This is a genomic window from Carboxylicivirga agarovorans (assembly GCF_050589845.1).
Taxonomy (GTDB): Bacteria; Bacteroidota; Bacteroidia; order Bacteroidales; family Marinilabiliaceae; genus Carboxylicivirga; species Carboxylicivirga agarovorans.
Map to the genome: position 1 here is coordinate 62,195 of NZ_JBNGPA010000004.1, position 19,994 is coordinate 82,188.

Annotated in this window: 13 protein-coding genes and 1 tRNA gene; 7 read left to right on the forward strand and 7 right to left on the reverse strand. The window is 41.5% G+C overall.

From position 1 onward, the window contains the following. Position 1: 1 nt before the first annotated feature. From ACRD69_RS06215 to ACRD69_RS06235, 5 genes are all read right to left on the reverse strand, one after another. The gene (locus ACRD69_RS06215) at positions 2–1,957 is read right to left on the reverse strand and encodes a glycoside hydrolase family 97 protein (protein ID WP_430814207.1); all 1,956 of its coding nucleotides are present in this window, start codon (positions 1,955–1,957) and stop codon (positions 2–4) included. A gap of 125 nt (positions 1,958–2,082) precedes the next feature. Further along, a complete protein-coding gene (locus ACRD69_RS06220; protein WP_430814208.1) occupies positions 2,083–3,630 on the reverse strand; it encodes a hypothetical protein in 1,548 nt (515 codons plus the stop codon). A 141-nt stretch (positions 3,631–3,771) separates the two neighbouring features. Next, positions 3,772–5,454 carry a RagB/SusD family nutrient uptake outer membrane protein gene (locus ACRD69_RS06225; protein WP_430814209.1) on the reverse strand — a complete coding sequence of 561 codons (1,683 nt, stop codon included), beginning with the start codon at positions 5,452–5,454 and terminating at the stop codon, positions 3,772–3,774. A 27-nt stretch (positions 5,455–5,481) separates the two neighbouring features. Further along, positions 5,482–8,739 carry a SusC/RagA family TonB-linked outer membrane protein gene (locus tag ACRD69_RS06230; RefSeq protein ID WP_430814210.1) on the reverse strand — a complete coding sequence of 1,086 codons (3,258 nt, stop codon included), beginning with the start codon at positions 8,737–8,739 and terminating at the stop codon, positions 5,482–5,484. Positions 8,740–8,895: 156 nt separating this feature from the next. After that, a complete protein-coding gene (locus ACRD69_RS06235; protein WP_430814211.1) occupies positions 8,896–9,882 on the reverse strand; it encodes a FecR family protein in 987 nt (328 codons plus the stop codon). Positions 9,883–10,010: 128 nt separating this feature from the next. Between ACRD69_RS06235 and ACRD69_RS06240 the strand changes: the two genes are divergently transcribed. Then, complete coding sequence (locus tag ACRD69_RS06240; RefSeq protein WP_430814212.1) at positions 10,011–10,583, forward strand: RNA polymerase sigma factor; 573 nt, start codon at positions 10,011–10,013, stop codon at positions 10,581–10,583. Positions 10,584–10,843: 260 nt separating this feature from the next. Here the strand turns inward: ACRD69_RS06240 and ACRD69_RS06245 are convergent, their stop codons facing one another. After that, positions 10,844–11,221, reverse strand: coding sequence for an endonuclease domain-containing protein (locus tag ACRD69_RS06245; protein WP_430814213.1), 378 nt, complete (start codon positions 11,219–11,221; stop codon positions 10,844–10,846). 572 nt (positions 11,222–11,793) lie between these two features. Here ACRD69_RS06245 and ACRD69_RS06250 point away from each other — a divergent pair. The 4 genes from ACRD69_RS06250 to ACRD69_RS06265 all read left to right on the forward strand — a co-directional run bounded on the left by ACRD69_RS06250 (position 11,794) and on the right by ACRD69_RS06265 (position 16,054). Then, entirely contained in the window at positions 11,794–12,645 is an 852-nt protein-coding gene (locus ACRD69_RS06250) for an NAD(P)H-binding protein (RefSeq protein ID WP_430814214.1), read from the forward strand. Between the two features lie 68 nt (positions 12,646–12,713). After that, the gene (locus tag ACRD69_RS06255; RefSeq protein ID WP_430814215.1) at positions 12,714–14,000 is read left to right on the forward strand and encodes a rhodanese-like domain-containing protein; all 1,287 of its coding nucleotides are present in this window, start codon (positions 12,714–12,716) and stop codon (positions 13,998–14,000) included. A 10-nt stretch (positions 14,001–14,010) separates the two neighbouring features. After that, positions 14,011–15,012 carry an L-histidine N(alpha)-methyltransferase gene (gene egtD, locus ACRD69_RS06260; protein WP_430814216.1) on the forward strand — a complete coding sequence of 334 codons (1,002 nt, stop codon included), beginning with the start codon at positions 14,011–14,013 and terminating at the stop codon, positions 15,010–15,012. A gap of 217 nt (positions 15,013–15,229) precedes the next feature. Next, complete coding sequence (locus ACRD69_RS06265) at positions 15,230–16,054, forward strand: alpha/beta fold hydrolase (RefSeq protein ID WP_430814217.1); 825 nt, start codon at positions 15,230–15,232, stop codon at positions 16,052–16,054. 113 nt (positions 16,055–16,167) lie between these two features. Here the strand turns inward: ACRD69_RS06265 and ACRD69_RS06270 are convergent. Next, a tRNA-Ile gene (locus tag ACRD69_RS06270) sits at positions 16,168–16,241 on the reverse strand. Between the two features lie 174 nt (positions 16,242–16,415). Here ACRD69_RS06270 and ACRD69_RS06275 point away from each other — a divergent pair. Both ACRD69_RS06275 and ACRD69_RS06280 read left to right on the forward strand, forming a co-directional pair. After that, positions 16,416–16,706, forward strand: coding sequence for a hypothetical protein (locus tag ACRD69_RS06275; RefSeq protein ID WP_430814218.1), 291 nt, complete (start codon positions 16,416–16,418; stop codon positions 16,704–16,706). A 93-nt stretch (positions 16,707–16,799) separates the two neighbouring features. Next, positions 16,800–19,826, forward strand: coding sequence for a TolB family protein (locus ACRD69_RS06280; protein WP_430814219.1), 3,027 nt, complete (start codon positions 16,800–16,802; stop codon positions 19,824–19,826). Positions 19,827–19,994: the final 168 nt, after the last annotated feature.

Here is a 19,994-nt window from a genome sequence, read left to right on the forward strand (position 1 = left end):
TTTAATTAGCTGAGTTACGTAATATAGCAGCCCATCCACCTCCGGGTGCCATTTTCACTTCTACCTTTTCATCAGTTGAAACGGTTCTGATATTTTTCTTGTAATCATTTCCGTTACGATCAGCATTCATGCCATCTGCATACTCTTCCAAAGTGAAGGTTCCATTGGTGAACTTTGAAAGATCAACCGATACGTTTCGCTTATTCCAATCTGTCATGGCAGCTAAATACCAATCATTGCCTCTTTTACGAGCGATAACAATGTATTCTCCAAGCTTGGCATCAAGCACAATTGTTTCGTCCCATTCAACGGGAACTTCAGAAAGAAATGCCATACATTCGGTTTCTTTCATATAGGCCGTTGGCGAGTCAGCCAGCATTTGCAAAGGACTTTCAAAAACCACGTACATCGCTAATTGGTGTGCTCGTGTACCTAATCCCATCGGACGATTAAAAATTGGTTTAAAATTCTTCTTTTGCGCTGTATTCATGGCCCCCGGTGTATAATCAGCCGGTCCAGCCAGCATGCGAATAAACGGGAAGGTCACATCGTATTCAGGATCGGCATAATCGGCCCATTTACAGTTTTCAAGACCGGCAACTCCCTCATAGGTCATGATATTGGGGTAGGTACGGCGAATGCCTGTAGGTTTGAATGCTCCATGGAAATCAACCATTAACTGCTTACGGGCACAGGTTTCAGCAACTCTTTCATACAAGCGTACCATGTACTGATCATCGCGGTTCATAAAGTCCATTTTAATACCAACAACTCCCCATTCAACAAACTGATCGGTCAATGCCTCCATATCTTCAGAAAAAGTGCTCCACTCGACCCAAAGAATCAAGCCTACACCTTTTTCAAGAGCATAAGCCGTCAGTTCATCCATGCGCATATCTTCATTCAGATCCCAGATATCGTAAGTATTTGACCAACCTTCGTCTAATACCACATACTCAATATTGTTGTCAGCCGCAAAATCGATGTAATATTTGTAAGTATCATAGTTTAAGCCAGCGCGGAAATCGACGTTATAGATATTGTTGGCATTGTACCAGTCCCATGCAATCTTGCCCGATTTAATCCATGAGGTATTCTTGATTTTTGAAGGCTCTCCAAGACGGTAAACGATTTCAGTATTGAGCAGGTCTGCGTCATTGTCAACAATGGTTATAACGCGCCATGGGAATGAACGTGTCCCTGTTGTTCTTGCCAGATAATCGGCTCGTTTAATATCCTTTTTCTTCACCAATCGGTCACCTTTTAAAATGTATGGAGCATATTGTCCAGACAAAGTATTATTGCTGTTACCGACTAAAAACATACCCGGATAGTCCCTTAAGTCAGCTTCCGTAATGGCAACTTTTGGACCATGATCCACATCTACAAGTGCTGGTGTAATACACATTCTTTCATTTGTGATACTGTCTAAAGGCAGATATTTATAGGTGTGTTGAAAAGCGGTAATATAACCCTTTGTCTCTGGAAAGTACACCATCTGATTGGTGGCAAAAGCAAAGTTAGCCTCTTCATTATATACAGTTATTTCACCAGGTTTTGATGTTATCCAACGATAAGCCATGCCGTCATTAAACACACGAAACGCCAGCTGGTAACCCCCTCTAAAGCTAAGAGTTAATTCATTATAATGATTAAGCACTTCGGCTCGCTTTTCTCTGACAACGGGCTTCAGAATTTCATTAACAACTTTGGCCTTGCTACCAGTCAATTTTGGATTTAAGCCCAGCACATCTCCAAACCCCAAATCCATTGATATGGAAGAGGGTGCAATTAATTTCTGTCCTTTAAAGTCAACTGAATAGGTGATGCCTTTTTCAGTCTTAATGGTTACCTGAATACACTTATCAGGAGAACTTACCCGAGCTTCCTTTGCGCTTATGTTATTTGCGCACAAGCATACTAAAACAAGCAGTAATACGATATATTTTGATTTCATTATTTCTGATTATAGGTTGTTTTATATTAAGGCCACCTCGGTGTGCCATTTTGCGTGCTTGCCTTTTCTTTGTTGCAAGCTGTATTAATAAGATTAATAATTGGATAAGGTGAACAAGTGATGCCTTATACTTCTGCCTTAACTGTACTTGCAGCTTGTACGTCTATATTAACATAACTAACCAGGACACCATTAACTTCCTTTTGACTGGCGCTTATTTTCTTTCCATTGACCATTATAGTGCTATAGTCACCATAAAAACACGCATTCCAGTTTATTTTTTTAGCAGATCTATTTGTAAGATGAGTTTTCTGAAGGCCCTCATGGTCAACATCAACACAGTAGTCACCAAAACGTACATTGTATATTTTAACCAAACCAACCTCCTGAGGTAACCTGGCAGCCGTTTCAATATATCCTGTATTGGCATTTGGCGTAATTCCCATCATCCCCTCCACCAGTTGTGAAATAATGGTATAAGATATTTCAGGATAATCACCATTGGTTCCCTGAGACGGACGTTCGTGCGGAAGGTCCTTAACAGACAGGATGTATTTCATCCAAAACCATGCCTCATCATTGCAGTTGTAATGGAAGTACATATCAGGCAGATAGGTGTATGCTTCAATGTTCTTGGGTGCAGTTGGTGTAGTGCCAATGCCTTCACCCAGGTTTTCAGAAATGAATTGGAGATAATCATTATTGCGTTTTCCTGGCTCAGTAATTAGTTTCAAAGGCATAAACCAGGAATTCTCTTTACCAAAGCCGGTTAACTTCTCACCTTCTCTGTTAATGCCACGTGTGTAGATATCTGAATTGTTTTCTAATACACTCCATTCATTGTTAAAGTAGTCTTTAATTTCGCTTGCTTTGGTATACCACAATTGTGCTTTTTCCTCTTCGCCGCGAGCTTTTAGCATATGCGCATAAGCTAAAGTAGCCTGATACTGGCATGCGATGCCATCGCCGGCTTCAATGGGATATTCGCCTCGTTCGTTATAGGTGCAGCTACCTGCCCAAATTCCTCCCTTACCCTCAGCAATACCATTATCATTGGTATCGTGCAGTTTAATGAAATCAGTCAGGGTTTTGGTGTAGAAATGCCAAAGGGTTGAATCATTAATATAGCGTTCATCACCACTCCAAAGGTATTGTTTGTAAGCTTTCTCTACCAGTTCGAATTGTGCCGGCACCTCCTTCACAAATTTCTCATCACCTCTGTAGTCAATATGATGCGGTGTGCCATCAAAATTAAAAGCCCAAAGGGTCCACCAATCTCTTGCTTCAGTAGCATTTTGGGCAAAGGTTTTGAACATGGAGTAATTCTCATCCCATAAGCCCACAATTTGAGCACCAACGGCCTGATGAACAAAATCTCTTCCATAGAATGCTGTTCTATCGTAATAGCCTGCCCAATAAGATGGAATATAGTTGGCCGAGTCGGTTCCATTCGGCGTACGTTCATCTTTATTTACCAACCCTGTTTTACCGGTCATCACAAACTGACCAGTTTTTTGAACAGCCCAGTTAAAACCATCCTGTAACAACTGGTTGTCAGATTGAAGCGAGAGTTCCTTATTGACAATAGTTTGTACTGTTTTTTTTTCTTTTTGAACAGTTGTACATCCTGTTCCTACAATCAGAGCCGCCAGAGTAATCAAGAGTAATTTCATAGTGGTTATTTGACTGATTTTAGTGATATCCTAATGGTTTGTGAGATGAGAAGGCAGAGATAAAAGCAGTTTTGTATCGAAGTAAGATGAAGAAAGTTATGCAGCCCTGCCAAAACAAGGCTACATAACTGTTATTTCATATTACCAATTGTTATTCTGAGTGATGCCTGAAACATCAATTTCAGCTTGTGGAATCGGCCATAAGTAATGTTTAGCCGGATCAAAGTTTCTGTTACCACCTGAAAGTGTTACTTGTTCACCACTATCCGGATCGGTATATGTTAGTCCTTCTGACTCGCCAGGCATTACCTGTTCAGCAATTTTCCAACGACGAATATCATACAAGCGAATGCCTTCAAATGTTAATTCAACACGACGCTCACGACGAACAATTTCGCGTAATTCATCAATCGACTTCCCGGCTGTAATAGCTGGCATCATGACATCACCTCGCTGACGAACATCATTGATAGCATCATAAACCGATTGGTCAACATCGCCTGCTTCAATCTTCGCCTCAGCATACATTAATAATACTTCGGCATAACGCATTATGATGAAATGTATACCGCTATCCCAATAGTTTCCATCATCAATATCTTGCTGCGAGATATACTTGATCCAGTTATAACCGGTAGCCGACTTGTTCCACTGGCCACCTGTTCCATCAGTTAAATCATCACCGGCAACAATTTCTTCTCCAGGATAAGTAGCTCCAGGAATCGTATTGTAAACACCCCACTGCCATTCGCGACCAGGGTATAAGATAGAATGGTGTAAGCGCGGATCGCGGTTAGCGTATGGCATTGCCGGATCATAAATAGATGTAGGATCATCTATGGTTTTACCATCAGTTGTTTCATAGGTGTCAATTAATGACTGTAATGGACATGAACAGCTCCATCCGCCTACTGAGTTAGGCCCGTAGTTAGGCAACCAGAACTCACCTTCCCAAACGTCTTTCATCACCTGGATATCAAAGATCACTTCTTCATTATCTACACCCTGGTAATCAAACATATTGGCATACGTAGGATAAATGGAATACACATTTAAGTCCATCACTGCTTTTGACGCCGCCGCTGCTTGCGTCCACTCTTCGCGATACAAATGGATTCGAGCTTGCAAAGTCAAAGCAGTTCCTTGAGTCACTCGCCCCTTATCGTCACTGTCGTATGATTTAGGAAGGTGATTAACCACTGTTTCCAGATCGGCCACTAAGGCATCCATGATGGTATTTTTGTCTGTGCGTGTACACATTGGATTTGGCGTTACATTGCCTTCAGCATCAATCATCGGTTCACAATCATCCGGAATAATGCTTGACGTTAAGAAAGGCACATCACCAAACAGGTATACCAAATCGAAGTAGAAATAGGCACGTAGTACGGTAGCTTCAGCAACTAAGCGGTTTCGGTAATCCATGTCCATGTCTTCCACATTAGGCGCACCTTCCAATAAACGATTGGCACGCATAATGCCTCGATAACGCTCTTGCCAGCGATACTGCACATACCAGTCATAAGCATTGGCCGTACCATTACCTAATTCATAACAAGCATTCCACGAGTGATGGTCTACTGCATTATCGGTTAAAACTTCGATGCGTAACAAGTCTGTTCCACTACCATAAGAACGATTCCAGCTATTAAAGCCAATCAGGTCATAAACAGCATTTAAAGCGTATTCGATGTCTTTTTCTTGTTGAAAAAATGTAGCCGAAGAAACCTGATCACTTGGTGTCCTCTCTAAGAATTCGTCGCTACAATTACTCGCTCCCATTAGTATCAACAGAGCGAAGAAATATATTTTTAATGTTTTCATGTGTCTCAATTTTCTCAATTTAAACCATTAAAATGTTACTTGCATACCAACTAAATAAGTCGATACCGGTGGGTAATATGAAGGTCGTCCATCATATGTTTCCGGGTCCAGTCCACTCTCTACGTCCGTAACGGTAAACAAGTTGGTACCACCAACATATAGTCGCAAGCGCTCAATCTGAAGCTTCTCAAGCACGTTTTGCTTAAATGAATAACCTATTTGCAGGTTCTTCATACGGAAGTAAGAAGCATCTCTAATCCAGAAATCATTGTACAGGTAATTGTTCTTATTCGATGCATCTTCCAAACGAGGGAAAGAAGCATTTGGGTTATCCGGCGTCCAACGATCTAAAGCTCGTGTTGTGGTGAAAATCTCAAAGTTAGGCCCTTCATTAGGCGCGCCATAGAAATAGTTCTCTGCCTGTGCCACACCTTGGAACATCGCATTTAAATCAAATCCCTTGTAACGCATGTTCAAATCGATGCTGTATGTATAACGAGGGATGTCCGAACCAATGATTGTTCGATCTTCATCATCAATTACCTCATCACCATTCAGGTCGACCAACTTGATGTCACCAGGTTTTAAGTCAGCGTGATTCGGTTGTTGAGCAGCGTCGTCAATTTCTTGTTGAGACTGGAATAAACCATCTGATTTATAACCATACAAGGCCCACACAGCTTCACCTTCTTTTAGGATGTTCCAACCTTTAATCACAGCTTCCTGACCGGCTAAACTCACCACTTCGTTTTTGATATCGGATAAGTTAAAGCCTACACCATATTCAAATTCGCCAATGCGGTTTTGATGAGTAATGGATACTTCCCATCCTGTATTACGAATATTACCTACGTTGGACTCAGAAGGAGCTAAGCCAACCATGGTTGAAATAGGTAAAGTCATTAATACATCGTGCGTATCTTTTTGGAACCAGTCGGCAACAACACCTAATTTTCCCTGCCACATGGTTAAGTCAAATCCAAGATCTAAAATTTGAGTTGTTTCCCAGGTCACATCTTCATTGGCATAATACCATTGTGAATAACCACTAGCTTCTTTATCATTGAATGAATAGTCATAACCTGCAAATACAGGAGACGTAAATTTGTAGTAACCAATGTCCTGATTACCTAATTCACCCCACGAAGCACGTAATTTCAAATTATCAAGGAAGTCGGTTCCTGCTAAGAAATCTTCTTCAGACACACGCCACCCAGCTGAGAATGAAGGGAAGAATCCCCACTTGTTACCTTCGGCAAAACGTGATGAACCATCATAACGGAAGTTAGCTTCTAACAAATATTTCTGGTTATAATCGTAGTTCACACGACCAAAATAAGAAACCAAAGCCCAGTCTTTTCGATAACCACTATTGTCAATCGTTTCAGGGTCACCAGTATTTAGTTCAGCATAGTCAGGGCTGTAAATATTTTTACGGGCTCCTTCTAACCAATACTCTTTATGCTCAATGGCTTCGAAACCAGCCAAGGCTTTAAAACCATGGTTTCCAAATGATTTATTGTAGTTTACTAACGAACGGAAATTCGTCTCCTGCTCATGCCAGCGGTTATCAAACAACTCACTTGGATACCATTGTGTCACCTGTCGGGTTTCATCAAAAGGATCCATAAATTGGTACTCAGCTAAGAAACGGTGCGTGCGATTGCTCAATGTTTTATATGAAACATCAGTAGTCCACTTTAATCCATTTAGTATTTTGTAATCGAAACCAGCCTTCATATTAAGCAGTTCGCTTTGTTCTTCAGTTTCTCCGCCTACTTCCAATGCGGCTAAAGGGCTACGATTATCTTTATTCAAACCATATAATCCGTTTGGATATTTAGATACGAACACAGGAGAAGTGCCAACGATATTACTGATGGCATCATTCACGCGAGAAGGTTTGTCATTATCACGACGATTGAAGCTAATGTCAGCACGAAGGTTTAATCGATCATTAACAATAAAGTCGGTGTTCAAACGTAAACCATAGCGTTTTGTGTTAATATTCTTCAACATACCATCCTGATCCAGGTAGTTCATCGACAATGAAATACGGGCTTTTTCAGTGCCACCACTCACACGCAGGGCGTGGTTTTGCATTGGAGCCGTTTCGTAAAGTTCTTCAAATAAATTCGTGTATGGATAATTTACCGGATCATCACCCGCTACTGTTCGATCAATATAATCTTGAGAATATTTTGGTTGAAGACCTGCATTTACTTTTGCTTCATTAACCAACATCAGGTAATCAGCAGCACTCACTGATTCAGGTAAAGTAGCTGGTGTTTGCCAGCCCATATGACCATCATAGGTTACTTTAAAATCACCTTCCTTACCACGTTTGGTCGTAATTAAAATTACACCATTGGCGGCACGTGAACCATAAATAGAGCTTGATGCAGCATCCTTCAATACAGATACGCTTTCAATGTCTGTTGGATTAACTTCTTTTATCGGCATTTCAATTCCGTCAACCAAAACCAGCGGGTTACTACCTGCAGACAAAGACGTGTTACCACGAATTTTAATACTAACATCTTCAGATCCTGGAACTCCACCACGGTCGATAACCGTCACACCTGTTGCTGCTCCCTGCAAAGCTAAACGCGTATCAGTAACAGTTCTTTTAGCAAGCTCTTCACCTTTTACAGCAGAAACAGCTCCTGTTAAGTTGGCTTTCTTTTGAGTGCCATAACCTACTACTACCACTTCATTTAAATCGGTTACTTCTTCTACCAAAGTAACATCAATAGTCGTCCGTCCCGCAACTGAAATATTCTGTGTTTCAAATCCAATAAAAGAGTATAATAAAACGGATCCTTCCTCTACATTTTGTAAGGTATAAGTTCCGTCAATACCTGTTATTGTTCCAGTAGTTGTTCCTTCAATTGTAACAGTTACTCCTGGTAAAGGCTCTCCGTTAACATCGGTTACCGTACCTGAAACTGTTACTCCTTGCTGTGCTTTTGTATTTACTGACGACTGTCGTGGCACAATCACCATGTTATCATCAATCATCCGATAGGTTAAGCCAGTGTCTTTTAACACGGCATCCATAACTTCAGCTACAGTTGCTGATTGTGTTTCAAAATCGACTGTACTTCCCTGAGGAATCATCTCGGTTTGGAAATAGATATCAATTCCCAAGTTCGTTTGAATCTGTTTTAGGGCTTCTTCAATCGTTGCATTCTTAAGTTTTAACGACACATTCTTATTCTGAGAATAAGTACTGGCCGATAAATTCATCAACGTAACGATAAGCATTACCATGGTTAATCTCATAACCTTGACGATTTTAGTTGTCGTTCTCTCTTTGAAGAGAAAACAACAGTTCCACTTTTTTTTCATAAATTTGTATTGTTAAATTACTATTGTGATGTCCTGCAAGACATCATTAGTTGATCGGGAAATGTTGGTAGCATCTCCCGATTTTTTTGTTTATCTCATGCGTTTAATAGTTACTATTTCCCCTTTTACTGTATAATCTATTGGTGTCATTAAGCTGATAAGGCTTAAGGTTTCCTCCAGTGACGAAGACCGTTTAATAACACCATTGAAATGCTTGCCTTCAAACTCTTTTGCATTCCATCTGACCTGAACACCATACCATTTCTCAATAACCGATATAATTTCTTCGAATGGAGCATCCTGGTACATATACCTTCCTAAAGCCCATTGTCTGACACTGTTAACATCAACCTGATTTTGCTCAATACTGCTATTCTCAGAGTCATATACAACCTGCATACCCGGTTTTAATGTGATATGCTTATCTTCCAGTTCCCAGCGAACAACTCCTTCTTCAAGGCTTGTGATCATCCTGCTTTCATTGGCATAAGCCCTGATGTTAAATATGGTTCCAAGCACCTTTACTTCCTGCTTACCTGAAATGACGGAGAATACCAGGTCCTTGTTTTTACTGACTTTAAAATATCCTTCTCCATTCAGGTTTACTTTTCGGTTTGTTTTACCAAATTCAATGGGAACACTAAGTTGCGACCCTTCGTTCAAGGTAATTTCAGAACCGTCAGCCAGGGTGATCGTTGTTATCTGTCCTTCGGGAGCTGTAAATATGTGTGCACTCGTTAGGTCCAGTTCTGTTTGATTGATACTATTAAACAGGTTCCCGATAAAAAAGGCAAGCATTAATGAAGCAGCTATCCCAATAACTCCAGCTACTTGTCTGAACCTGATCAGCCTGCTCCTTTTAAAAGATATAGTTGATGCCAGCTGCGTCCATTCTTCTGATACATTATAATCGTTTACATTTGTTTTTAGGGCAGCATAATCCCATGTATCTTTTAATTGCATATACTTACGGAACGCCTCTTCGTTATCCTTTAACTGAAGCTCAACTAGCAATCGTTCCTCTTCCGGCAGTTCTTCCTTAATATATTTAATCAGTGTATCTTCTGTCAATTCCATTTTGGCCTTTTTTAATATGTTCCAAAAAAAAGGTTTTACCCTACCCTTTGATATCATTTTTTTTCAAAAAACTTTTCTCAGTTTATTTTCTGGTATGATTCCGTATATTTGAGGCCAAGAGAGAATCCATGAATCCATCTGAAAAAATAATACTACAGGCCATACAAAGTGGTGATGCGGGTATATACAGAGAATTATTCTCCAGGTACTCGACCTCACTTTTTTATTATGCCGCTAAGTTTGTTTCAGCTGATGAAGCGCGGGATGTGGTTCAGGAGGTATTTCTGGCGTTATGGCAACAAAGGGAAAAGATAAGCATAAACACTTCACTTAGCAGTTATCTTTTTGGAGTGACCCGAAACAAATGCCTGAAAGTGCTGCGTCAACACCATGGCGACGCAGATCACCTTGCTATCAAAGAGGCCGAATACTATCAAAGTAATGCCGATACCATTGACAGTCTTATTGAGCAGGAACTAAGCGACAAATACCAGGACGCCATGCGCAAACTGCCGCCTAAGTGCCTTGAAGTGTTTTTGATGAGCCGACAAGAGGAAATGAAAAACAAAGAAATAGCGGCCAAACTTGGTATCAGTGAAAAAGCAGTGGAGAAGCACATAAGCAAAGCCCTGAAGCATTTTCGCAGTGAACTGAAAGAATACCTGCCAATGCTTAGTTATCTTTTACAGATCATGCCTTGAGGTGTTTAATTTAACGCAGAGTAGCGGAGGGGTTGACCGTCGTTCACACTGAGGCTGTCTATAAATAAAAAGTTTTCTCGCAAAGACCGCAAAAAAGAAAGTGCGCAAAGTTCGCAAAGGATTGATTGAAAAAGCAATAAGCTTTGCGATCGTTTACACGTCCTCTCCGGGTGGAGAGTGAGGTGAGGTGATAATAAAAATATATTCTACCGGAAAAGGAATTATTATGTAATTAAGTTAAAAACGATCGATAACGAGCATTACAAATTACTGCAAACCTTATATATTTTTTTACACACTAGTCGTATATTGTTTTTAACCTCTTCATTTGTGAATCGAATGACCACTATACCATATTGATTTAATTCTGCTGTTCTTCCACTGTCATATTCTTTATTAAAAGAATGAATTTTACCATCCAGTTCGATCACTAGTTTTTTTTCATGACAATAAAAATCGACAATGAATATATCAATTGGATGTTGGCGCCTAAATTTCAATCCTCCAAGTTTTCTATTGCATAATCTGGTCCACAGCTTTTTTTCGACCGCTGTCATTTGATTACGAAGGAGCTTTGCTCGCTGTCTGATTTTATAAGAAGCACCATAGAAAAGATTATCGAAATGTACCTGGCTCATACTCTAATATTTCAGTTAAATAAAAATAATAATTAATCCTTCAGATAAAGAGTTGTCCATAAATTCATCCTGTAATTCAATGAATATTTTATTTAACTCTATTTGCAGCAATTACACCTCATCCCGGCCTTCTCCTTATAGGAGAAGGAGCTGAGCAACATGGTAATTCAGATCATTTTATAAACGCTGAGATGTGCGATCGTTCACACGTCCTCTCCAGATGGAGAGGATTGAGGTGAGGTGATTAAAATGAAAGAGCATATTTAATCAACCACCCTGACAACAATTACACCTCATCCCGACCTTCTCCTATCAGGAGAAGGAGCTGCGCAACATGGTAATTCTTATCATTTTATAAACGCTGAAATGTGCGATCGTTCACACTTCCTCTCCGGGTGGAGAGGATTGAGGTGAGGTGATAATGTTATAAATCAAGAAAAAAAATACATTCACCATTCTACAGGCCTGTTGTCCCCACATACAATTACCCATTTAATCTCTTCTTAACATTCCAACACTTTAACTCTTTGTTTTAATTACTTAACTTGTATGGAGTTCGAAAATTGTGAGGTATGAAAATAGCAGTAACCACCGCCAGCGGGCACCTGGGTTCTTCCATCATTAACAGGCTGAAGGCAACTATAGGTAAGGAAAATACAATAGGCATTGCCCGAACGCCGGATAAAGCCAAACACTTAGGGGTAGAAATTCGAAAAGGGGATTACAACAGTAAGGCTGATTTTATATCCGCCCTTGAGGGTATTGACGCCGTTTTACTGGTTTCGGGCATGGACCATCCTGATAATCGCATACAGCAGCATCGTCATGTTATTGAAGCAGCACAAGCCAACGGCGTTCAAAAGATCGTTTACACAAGTATATACGGCGCTGAAGAAGGCAATGCATTCAGCCCTATAGTTGCCAGCAACCGGCAGACGGAGGCGGACATCAGGCAATCTGGTTTGAAATGGGCCATTGGCAGGAATGGTATTTACATTGAACCTGACCTTGAATACATTGATACCTACATAGCTGAAGGTGGCATTATCAATTGTGCAGCTGAAGGCAAGTGTGGCTATACCTCCCGCGACGAGCTGGCTTATGCTTATTTTAAGTTGCTTACTGAAGATTCCCTTCAAGGCGGCACCTACAATCTATTTGGAGAAACAATCACCCAGCAACAGCTGGCTGAAGCTATTAACAGGCACTACAACACAAATCTGGCCTTTAAAAACATTTCAGTTGATGAATACATTGCCAATCGTCAGGACGCCCTTGGAGACTTTCTGGGTACCGTGATCGGCGGCATCTATGAAGGTATCAGAACCGGGAAATTCGATGGAAGATCTGACTTTGAAAAGGTGGCCAGCAGAAGCCACAAAACACTGGATGAGATGATCGGTGATTATAGACTGGTAGTGTGAAATAAGGCGTGAGAACCCGATGGCTATCAGGGGAGTAGTGTGAAATAATAAACTTTTAACTATAGAATATGAACGATTACCCCGAGATTACGACGAAGGAATTGTCAGAATTACTAACAGAGCCCACTATTCATATTATCGATGTACGCGAGGCAGATGCTTACAACGGCTGGAAACTGAACAATGAGCAGCGTGGTGGGCATATTAAAGGCGCCAAATCATTACCCCTTAAATGGACGTCTTACATTGACTGGATCGAGATTGTCAGGTCAAAATCCATTCTTCCAGAAAACAGAGTGGTTGTTTATGGCAATAACCGGAAGGACAGCCTGCAGGTAGCTAAGTTGCTGAATAAAGCTGGTTATGGCAAGACCAGCATCTATCATCATTTTAAGGATGAATGGTGCAACGACGAAAGTCTTCCTATGGAGTTTCTGCCTCGCTATGACCGCCTGGTGCCGGCGTCGTGGGTGAAAAACATAGTGGATGGAAAGCGTCCACCTGAACTGGAGGGCAGAGATATTGTTATTGTACATGCTCATTACCGCAACCGCCATGCTTACCTCTCGGGTCATATTCCGGGTGCCATTGACATGGATACCCTGGCATTGGAATCACCTGAAACATGGAACCGTCGTTCTCCCGAAGAACTAAAACGTGCCCTTGAGCAACATGGCATCACAGCAGATACGACGGTTATATTATACGGTAAGTTTATGTGGCCTGATAACCGTGATGAGTTTCCGGGAAGTGCAGCAGGTCACCTGGGGGCCATCCGTAATAATGCCATCATGCTTTATGCAGGTGTTAAGGACGTACGCGTGATGAATGGCGGTTTTCAGTCGTGGAAAGATGCAGGGTATGACATCAGCACCGATGATGTGCCTAAGGTGCCGGTTAAAGAATTTGGTGCCACAATACCTGCGATGCCTGAAATCTTTGTGGATACGCCCCAGGCCAAAGAGATGATCGAAGCTACTGATGCGGATATCATTTCGGTGCGCAGCTGGGAAGAATACATCGGCAATGTGAGTGGTTACAACTACATTGAAAAGAAGGGACGTATCCCCGGCTCAGTATTTGGTAACTGCGGCTCTGATGCTTACCACATGGAGAACTACCGCAATCTGGATCATACCATCAGAGAGGCCCGTGAGGTAATGGATATATGGAATGAGGGAGGTATCACTCCTGATAAACACCTGGCTTTTTACTGCGGTACAGGCTGGCGTGGCAGTGAAGCGTTTTACAATGCCTGGTTAATGGGCTGGCCCAATGTATCGGTTTACGATGGCGGCTGGTTTGAGTGGAGCAACGACCCCAATAATCATTTTGAAACGGGCATTCCTAACTAAAACATGTACTATGAATTTTATCGATGAGCGAGTTATAAAGGTTGGCGAAACAGAAGTATTGAATTTTCTTCCCAGGCGGGGCATTAACAATGTCAAACAAGAGATCTTAGCGGGCTTAACATCTCCTCAGAAATACATATCCCCCAAATTTTTCTATGATAAAAAGGGCTCTGAGCTGTTTAATGCAATCACGCAGCTCAAGGAATATTATCCCACTAATTGTGAGAAAGAGATATTATCAAGCATTGTAAGCCGATTAAATATTGACCTTCGAAACATCGATATTATTGAGTTGGGCAGTGGTGATTCGTCAAAGATTTCGTCTATCTTCAGACAGATAGCACCTGATATTTTATCCACCATCACCTATTACCCGGTAGATATCAGTCAGTCGGCCATCAGCAATGCTATTCAGGGTATTACCGAGCGTTTTGAACTCAGGAAGATTACCGGTATTGTGGCCGATTTCCATCACCAGCTGGATCTGATACCCAATAAGGATAAACGGCTTTTTTGCTTTTTGGGCAGCACCATTGGTAATTTCTCCAAACGAGAGGTGGACAACTTTATGACTGAACTGGGCGCTTCAATGAACAAGGGCGACGGCTTTTTACTGGGTGTTGACATGGTGAAGGACACGAGGGTGATCAATGCCGCATATAATGACAGCAAAGGTATTACTGCTCAATTCAATAAGAATATCCTGAATGTGATCAATCATCATACACAGTCGGACTTCAACCCTGATAATTTTGAGCACCTGGCCTATTATAACGATGAGCAGCAGCGAATAGAGATGCACCTGCAATCAACTATTCCACAAACCATTATGCTCAATAATAATCAGTTAAGTATTACATTGGGTAAGGGAGAAACCATCCATACCGAGAACTCCTACAAATACACGATTGATAAGCTTAAGCAGATCGGAGAGATGGGAGGCATGCGAATTGGAGGTCTATACTCTGATGCGAAAGAATGGTTTAATCTGGTGTATTTTGTAAAGGGCTAGGTAAAATGGATAGTGCAGGGTGCGTGTTTCGCCCATTACTTAATGGCAAGTTTTGTAATCGCTAATATATCGCTCTTCCCCTACGATTCCTTTCTCCACGTTTATTACACGTTCGCCAAGTGCTTTAGAGATGTAAAAGCGCGCTTTAATAGTGAAATTTCAACGAGTTAAGCCAAAATAATTATCCGTTTAATATCCCATTTTAAACAACAAGAATATGGTCAAATTAACACGTCGCAAAGCAATTATCACTGGCATCGGAGCTGTAACAGCATCAATGATTCCATCTATTCAAGGATATGCAAGAAATGAAAGCACGTCAAACGTGAAACACCAACCTATCGTACTGGTACATGGTGCATGGCACGGAGCCTGGGCGTGGGTGAAGTTAATTCCATTGCTGCAAGGAGCCGGCTACTCGGTAACTACCCTTGATCTGTCGGGCCTTGGTGCTAATTCCCATCGACAGAGTCCTGAAATAGGACTACACATACATGGACTGGATGTACTTAACCATCTTTTTTTCAATGACATTCGAGACGCAGTGGTAGTAGCCCATTCCTATGGTGGAGCAGTGTTATCACAAGCTGTGGCGGGTGATAAGGAAGAACGAATTTCCCATGCCATTTACCTTGATGCTTTCTTACCCGGGGAAGGCGAGTCGGTTGCCGGTTTTCAGGATCAAGAAACTCAAAATCATTTTAAAGCAGCAGCAGAGGCAGGGAAGATGGTACCTCCACGTGCACCTGAAACCTGGGAAAAGGTATGGGGACTAAAAGGAGAGGATGCCTTATGGTCTGCACCCAGAATGAGACCCATGTCTGCCCGGTGTTTCACTGAAGTAGTTCAGGGGGATCCTTTCAAAAGTGATATCCGCAGAACATATATGCGTTGCATTCAAAATAAAAATCCACTGTTTGATTCTTTTTCAGACAAAACAAAAAAGGACAATCGTTTTACACAGACTGATGTGGACGGACATCATAATGTAATGGTCATTGATCCAGTTGAAATGCGAGATGCATTACTAGCGGTTCTCTAGAATCCACAATTAAGGGATTTAGTGTTGTTCCATTAGATTTCCAGATAGAATGTATTTTTCCCTTATACAAAAAAGAGGTTACAAACAATGTTTGTAACCTCTTGATAATTAAGTGGGCCCACCTGGGCTTGAACCAGGGACCCCCTGATTATGAGTCAGGTGCTCTAACCAACTGAGCTATAGGCCCGGCTTTTCAGGTCGTATGACCTTTTCAGCGGATGCAAAAATAGTTAACAATTTCATATAATCAAATAGAAAAACCAATATTTTAAGGACTTTCAGAAGGATTTATCTTAACAATTCAATTGTAATATTGAGTAGCCTTCTGTAATTTAGAGTCATACACAAAAAATATTTTCCAATGAAAAAGAATCAAAGAAGCTATTTTATTTTATCCCTGATCACATTAGCACTAATAATTACATCTTGTCTTCCAGGTGGTGGGAACTATTCGCCTATTGAACCGGCCGGTTTTTTCTCGGGTATATGGCACGGATGGATTGCCCCGTTTTCGCTTATTCTTGGGTTATTTAATAAAGATATTACCATTTACGAATCATTTAACACTGGCTGGTGGTACGATTTTGGTTTTTACATGTCTGTCATAGCAGGTTTTGGCAGTTTACGCCTCTTACGTAAAAAAAGCGACTAAAAAATGCTTTCCAAAACTTCCATAATGTCATAAATTACAAACATAAACGTTTGTATTACGTAGATTAAATGCACCTCTTGTTACACAGACATCATGCGCATCATATTCACCATATCGTTATTGGTTGGATGGAGTGTCTTTTCACTTCATGCGCAGTACTTTGGGCAGAACAAACCCTCGTATGATGATTTTGATTTTCAACTTTATAAAACACCTAATTTTGAACTCTACCATTACTTCAAAGATGACGAGCAGATAGAGCAACTGGCACGTCAGGCTGAAAAATGGTATTTTTATCATCAACAGGTGCTTCTTGACACCTTTCATGTTAAAAGCCCTATTATCTTCTATTCCAATCATGCCGACTTTCAACAAACAACAGCAGTCAGCAGCCGCATTGATGTAGGTACGGGAGGAGTTACCGAAGGTATGAAGCGGCGGGTTGTCATGCCTGTTAACTATACAAGGCAACAAACCGACCATGTACTGGGCCATGAATTGGTGCACGCCTTCCAATATCACATGCTCACCCATGATGAGGAGATCAACCTGATGGCTATCAATAATGTGCCCCTGTGGATGATTGAAGGAATGGCCGAATACCTGTCTTTGGGAAGCACCAACAGTCATACCGCTCTGTGGATGCGCGATGCTTTAATTAATAATAACTTCCCCACCCTTGAGCAGATGACACGGAGCTATCGTTACTCACCGTATCGTTATGGTCATGCTTTTTGGGCTTTTATTGCCTATCAATATGGCGAACAATATATTCCCCGTTTGTTTAAGGCTGCTGCCCGCGATGGATATGAGCAAGCCATAGGTGATGTATTGATGCTGTCTGATGATTCCTTATCCGTGATATGGCAAAATGCACTGAAGGATCATTTACTGAGTTCATCGATCGATTCGACCTTTTCCATTATAGGTGATCGCATTATTTCAAAGAAAAACAGCGGACGCTATAACCTTAATCCTGCTCTTAGTCCCAACGGCAAATACCTTGTCTACTTATCGGAACGTGACTTATACGATATAGACCTGTTTCTTGCCGATGCTAAAACAGGTGAGTTGGTGTCCCGTTTGTACACAGCTACCAGTCATGATGAGATTGATGCCCTCAACTACCTGGAAACAGCAGGAAGCTGGTCGGCCGACAGTCGGTATTTCGCTTTTATTGCTTTTAAGCAGGGACAAGCCACCTGCCAGATTTTTGATGTTAAGAAGAAATCAACCGTTCAGGAAATAACTATTGACGATTACGATGAAATATGTTGGCCCGCATGGAGCCCTACTGATAATGTAATCGCTTTTTCAGCCTTAAAAGAAGGCGTATCTGATATTGTCACATACAACCTGGATGATTTGTCGGTTGAGAATATAACCAACAATTCCTTTTCATGCATCCAGCCCACCTGGACTAATGATGGTCGATTCATATACTATGTGAGCGACAAGAATCTGTCCAATAAAACAGACTATAAAAACGGCCTTAACATTGCACGTATTTCAGCCGATGGCGATCAACACTACTTCTTCCCCACTTTTAACGGGGCTAAGAATCTGAATCCCACCACAACGCAACATCATAATGAAGTACTGTTCCTGTCAAACCGGGATGGACGGCGCAATTTATACCTCTTAAACACCAGCGATGGCAGCTATAAGCAAATAACCCAATATCCGACCGGCATAACCGGCATGACAGATTATTCGCCGGCATTAAGCACATCGGGCGACACCCTGCTATATACCATGCTTTGGAACGGGGAATATACGATCTACCGCAGCTCATTGGATCAATTAAAGCAAAATGCTCTCCCTGTTTCTGATAATGAGTATAACATGAGTGCATCGAGAATAGTTCCTTACTCATCCATTCCATCACAAATTGAAACCAACCTGTACTTTAACCGACAGCCCTATTCGTTAAAAGCCGATAGCTTTTTCACAGATGAAATAAGAAATAATTTTAAGCTTGATTATATTGGCAATGCTTCAGCCGGCGTGATGACAGGCCGCTTCGGCACAGGTATGGCAGGAAGCATCGAGGCCATGTTCAGCGACATATTGGGCAAAAACATGCTTTACACTGCCTTGAGCATCAATGGTGAAATATATGATTTTGGCGGCCAAATTGCATATATCAACCAGCGGAAGCGGGTTAAAGTAGGCGTGGCCCTTTCACACATTCCCTATCGGACAGGCACCTATCAATACGAAATGGACTCACTGGCCGACGGCAGTACTGCACGTACACTCAACTATCTTTACAGGCGTACCTTTGAAGATAAACTGTCGGTGTTTACATTTATCCCCATTAATAAAACACGTCGCTTTGAGTTAGGTGCCTCATATGCCTTTTATAATTACCGAATCGAAAAGATAAAAAACATCAATTCTTTCTCGCAGATCTATTCATCGGAGAAAGAAAAAATGCCGGCTCCTGACGGCTTCAGCACAGCTATACTCGATGCTGCTTTTGTGATAGACAATGCCAAAATGGGACTGGCCTCTCCGGTTGAGGGTAAACGACTTAGAATACAGATGGAGCATTACCTGCACAAGATGCAGATGCAGACATTGCTGGTCGACTTCAGGCGCTATTTCTTTGTTAAGCCATATAGCATAGCCTTCCGTCTGTATCATTACGGCAGGTACGGTAAAGACTCAGACAGCGATCGTATGTCAGAGCTTTTCCTCGGTTCTCCATGGTTTGTAAGAGGCTATGAAATGGGTAACCTATACGGTGATGAATCAGTTGACGCCAATACTATTAGTATGAACCAGTTAATAGGAACCCGTCTTTTGGTTTCAAACATTGAATGGCGTATACCATTTACGGGACCTAAAGAGATAGCCTGGTTTTCATCCAATTTTCTATTCAGCGAACTGGCCTTGTTCGTTGATGCTGGTGTTAGCTGGAACAAAAATTCCTATCCGGTTGCACGATTGACTACGAATAACCTGTCTCAACGTATACCGGTCTTTAGCGGTGGCTTAGCCTACCGGATCAACCTATTCGGAGCCATGATACTTGAGCCTTACTATGGCTTCCCTTTTCATCAGAACCGTATTAAAAAGGGCGAATTCGGCATTAATATATTCGCAGGTTGGTAATGCCAACCAATAATTCACGGAACCAAGCGTACTAATTCTGTGGTGTAAAATGAGTTCTTCCAGATCGTGATCACGCCACAATACTATTCATTTCAAAAAAGTTATGAATAATGTGGGTTAATCATTATCTTGTCATTGCGGGGACAGATAAGAATTGAGAGGAATCAC

Bases quoted from the DNA above. Each gene is read 5' to 3' on its own strand.
- ACRD69_RS06215 (WP_430814207.1), bottom strand. From the start codon at position 1,957: ATGAAATCAAAATATATCGTATTACTGCTTGTTTTAGTATGCTTGTGC.
- ACRD69_RS06220 (WP_430814208.1), bottom strand. From the start codon at position 3,630: ATGAAATTACTCTTGATTACTCTGGCGGCTCTGATTGTAGGAACAGGA.
- ACRD69_RS06225 (WP_430814209.1), bottom strand. From the start codon at position 5,454: ATGAAAACATTAAAAATATATTTCTTCGCTCTGTTGATACTAATGGGA.
- ACRD69_RS06230 (WP_430814210.1), bottom strand. From the start codon at position 8,739: ATGAGATTAACCATGGTAATGCTTATCGTTACGTTGATGAATTTATCG.
- ACRD69_RS06235 (WP_430814211.1), bottom strand. From the start codon at position 9,882: ATGGAATTGACAGAAGATACACTGATTAAATATATTAAGGAAGAACTG.
- ACRD69_RS06240 (WP_430814212.1), top strand. From the start codon at position 10,011: ATGAATCCATCTGAAAAAATAATACTACAGGCCATACAAAGTGGTGAT.
- ACRD69_RS06245 (WP_430814213.1), bottom strand. From the start codon at position 11,221: ATGAGCCAGGTACATTTCGATAATCTTTTCTATGGTGCTTCTTATAAA.
- ACRD69_RS06250 (WP_430814214.1), top strand. From the start codon at position 11,794: ATGAAAATAGCAGTAACCACCGCCAGCGGGCACCTGGGTTCTTCCATC.
- ACRD69_RS06255 (WP_430814215.1), top strand. From the start codon at position 12,714: ATGAACGATTACCCCGAGATTACGACGAAGGAATTGTCAGAATTACTA.
- egtD (WP_430814216.1), top strand. From the start codon at position 14,011: ATGAATTTTATCGATGAGCGAGTTATAAAGGTTGGCGAAACAGAAGTA.
- ACRD69_RS06265 (WP_430814217.1), top strand. From the start codon at position 15,230: ATGGTCAAATTAACACGTCGCAAAGCAATTATCACTGGCATCGGAGCT.
- ACRD69_RS06275 (WP_430814218.1), top strand. From the start codon at position 16,416: ATGAAAAAGAATCAAAGAAGCTATTTTATTTTATCCCTGATCACATTA.
- ACRD69_RS06280 (WP_430814219.1), top strand. From the start codon at position 16,800: ATGCGCATCATATTCACCATATCGTTATTGGTTGGATGGAGTGTCTTT.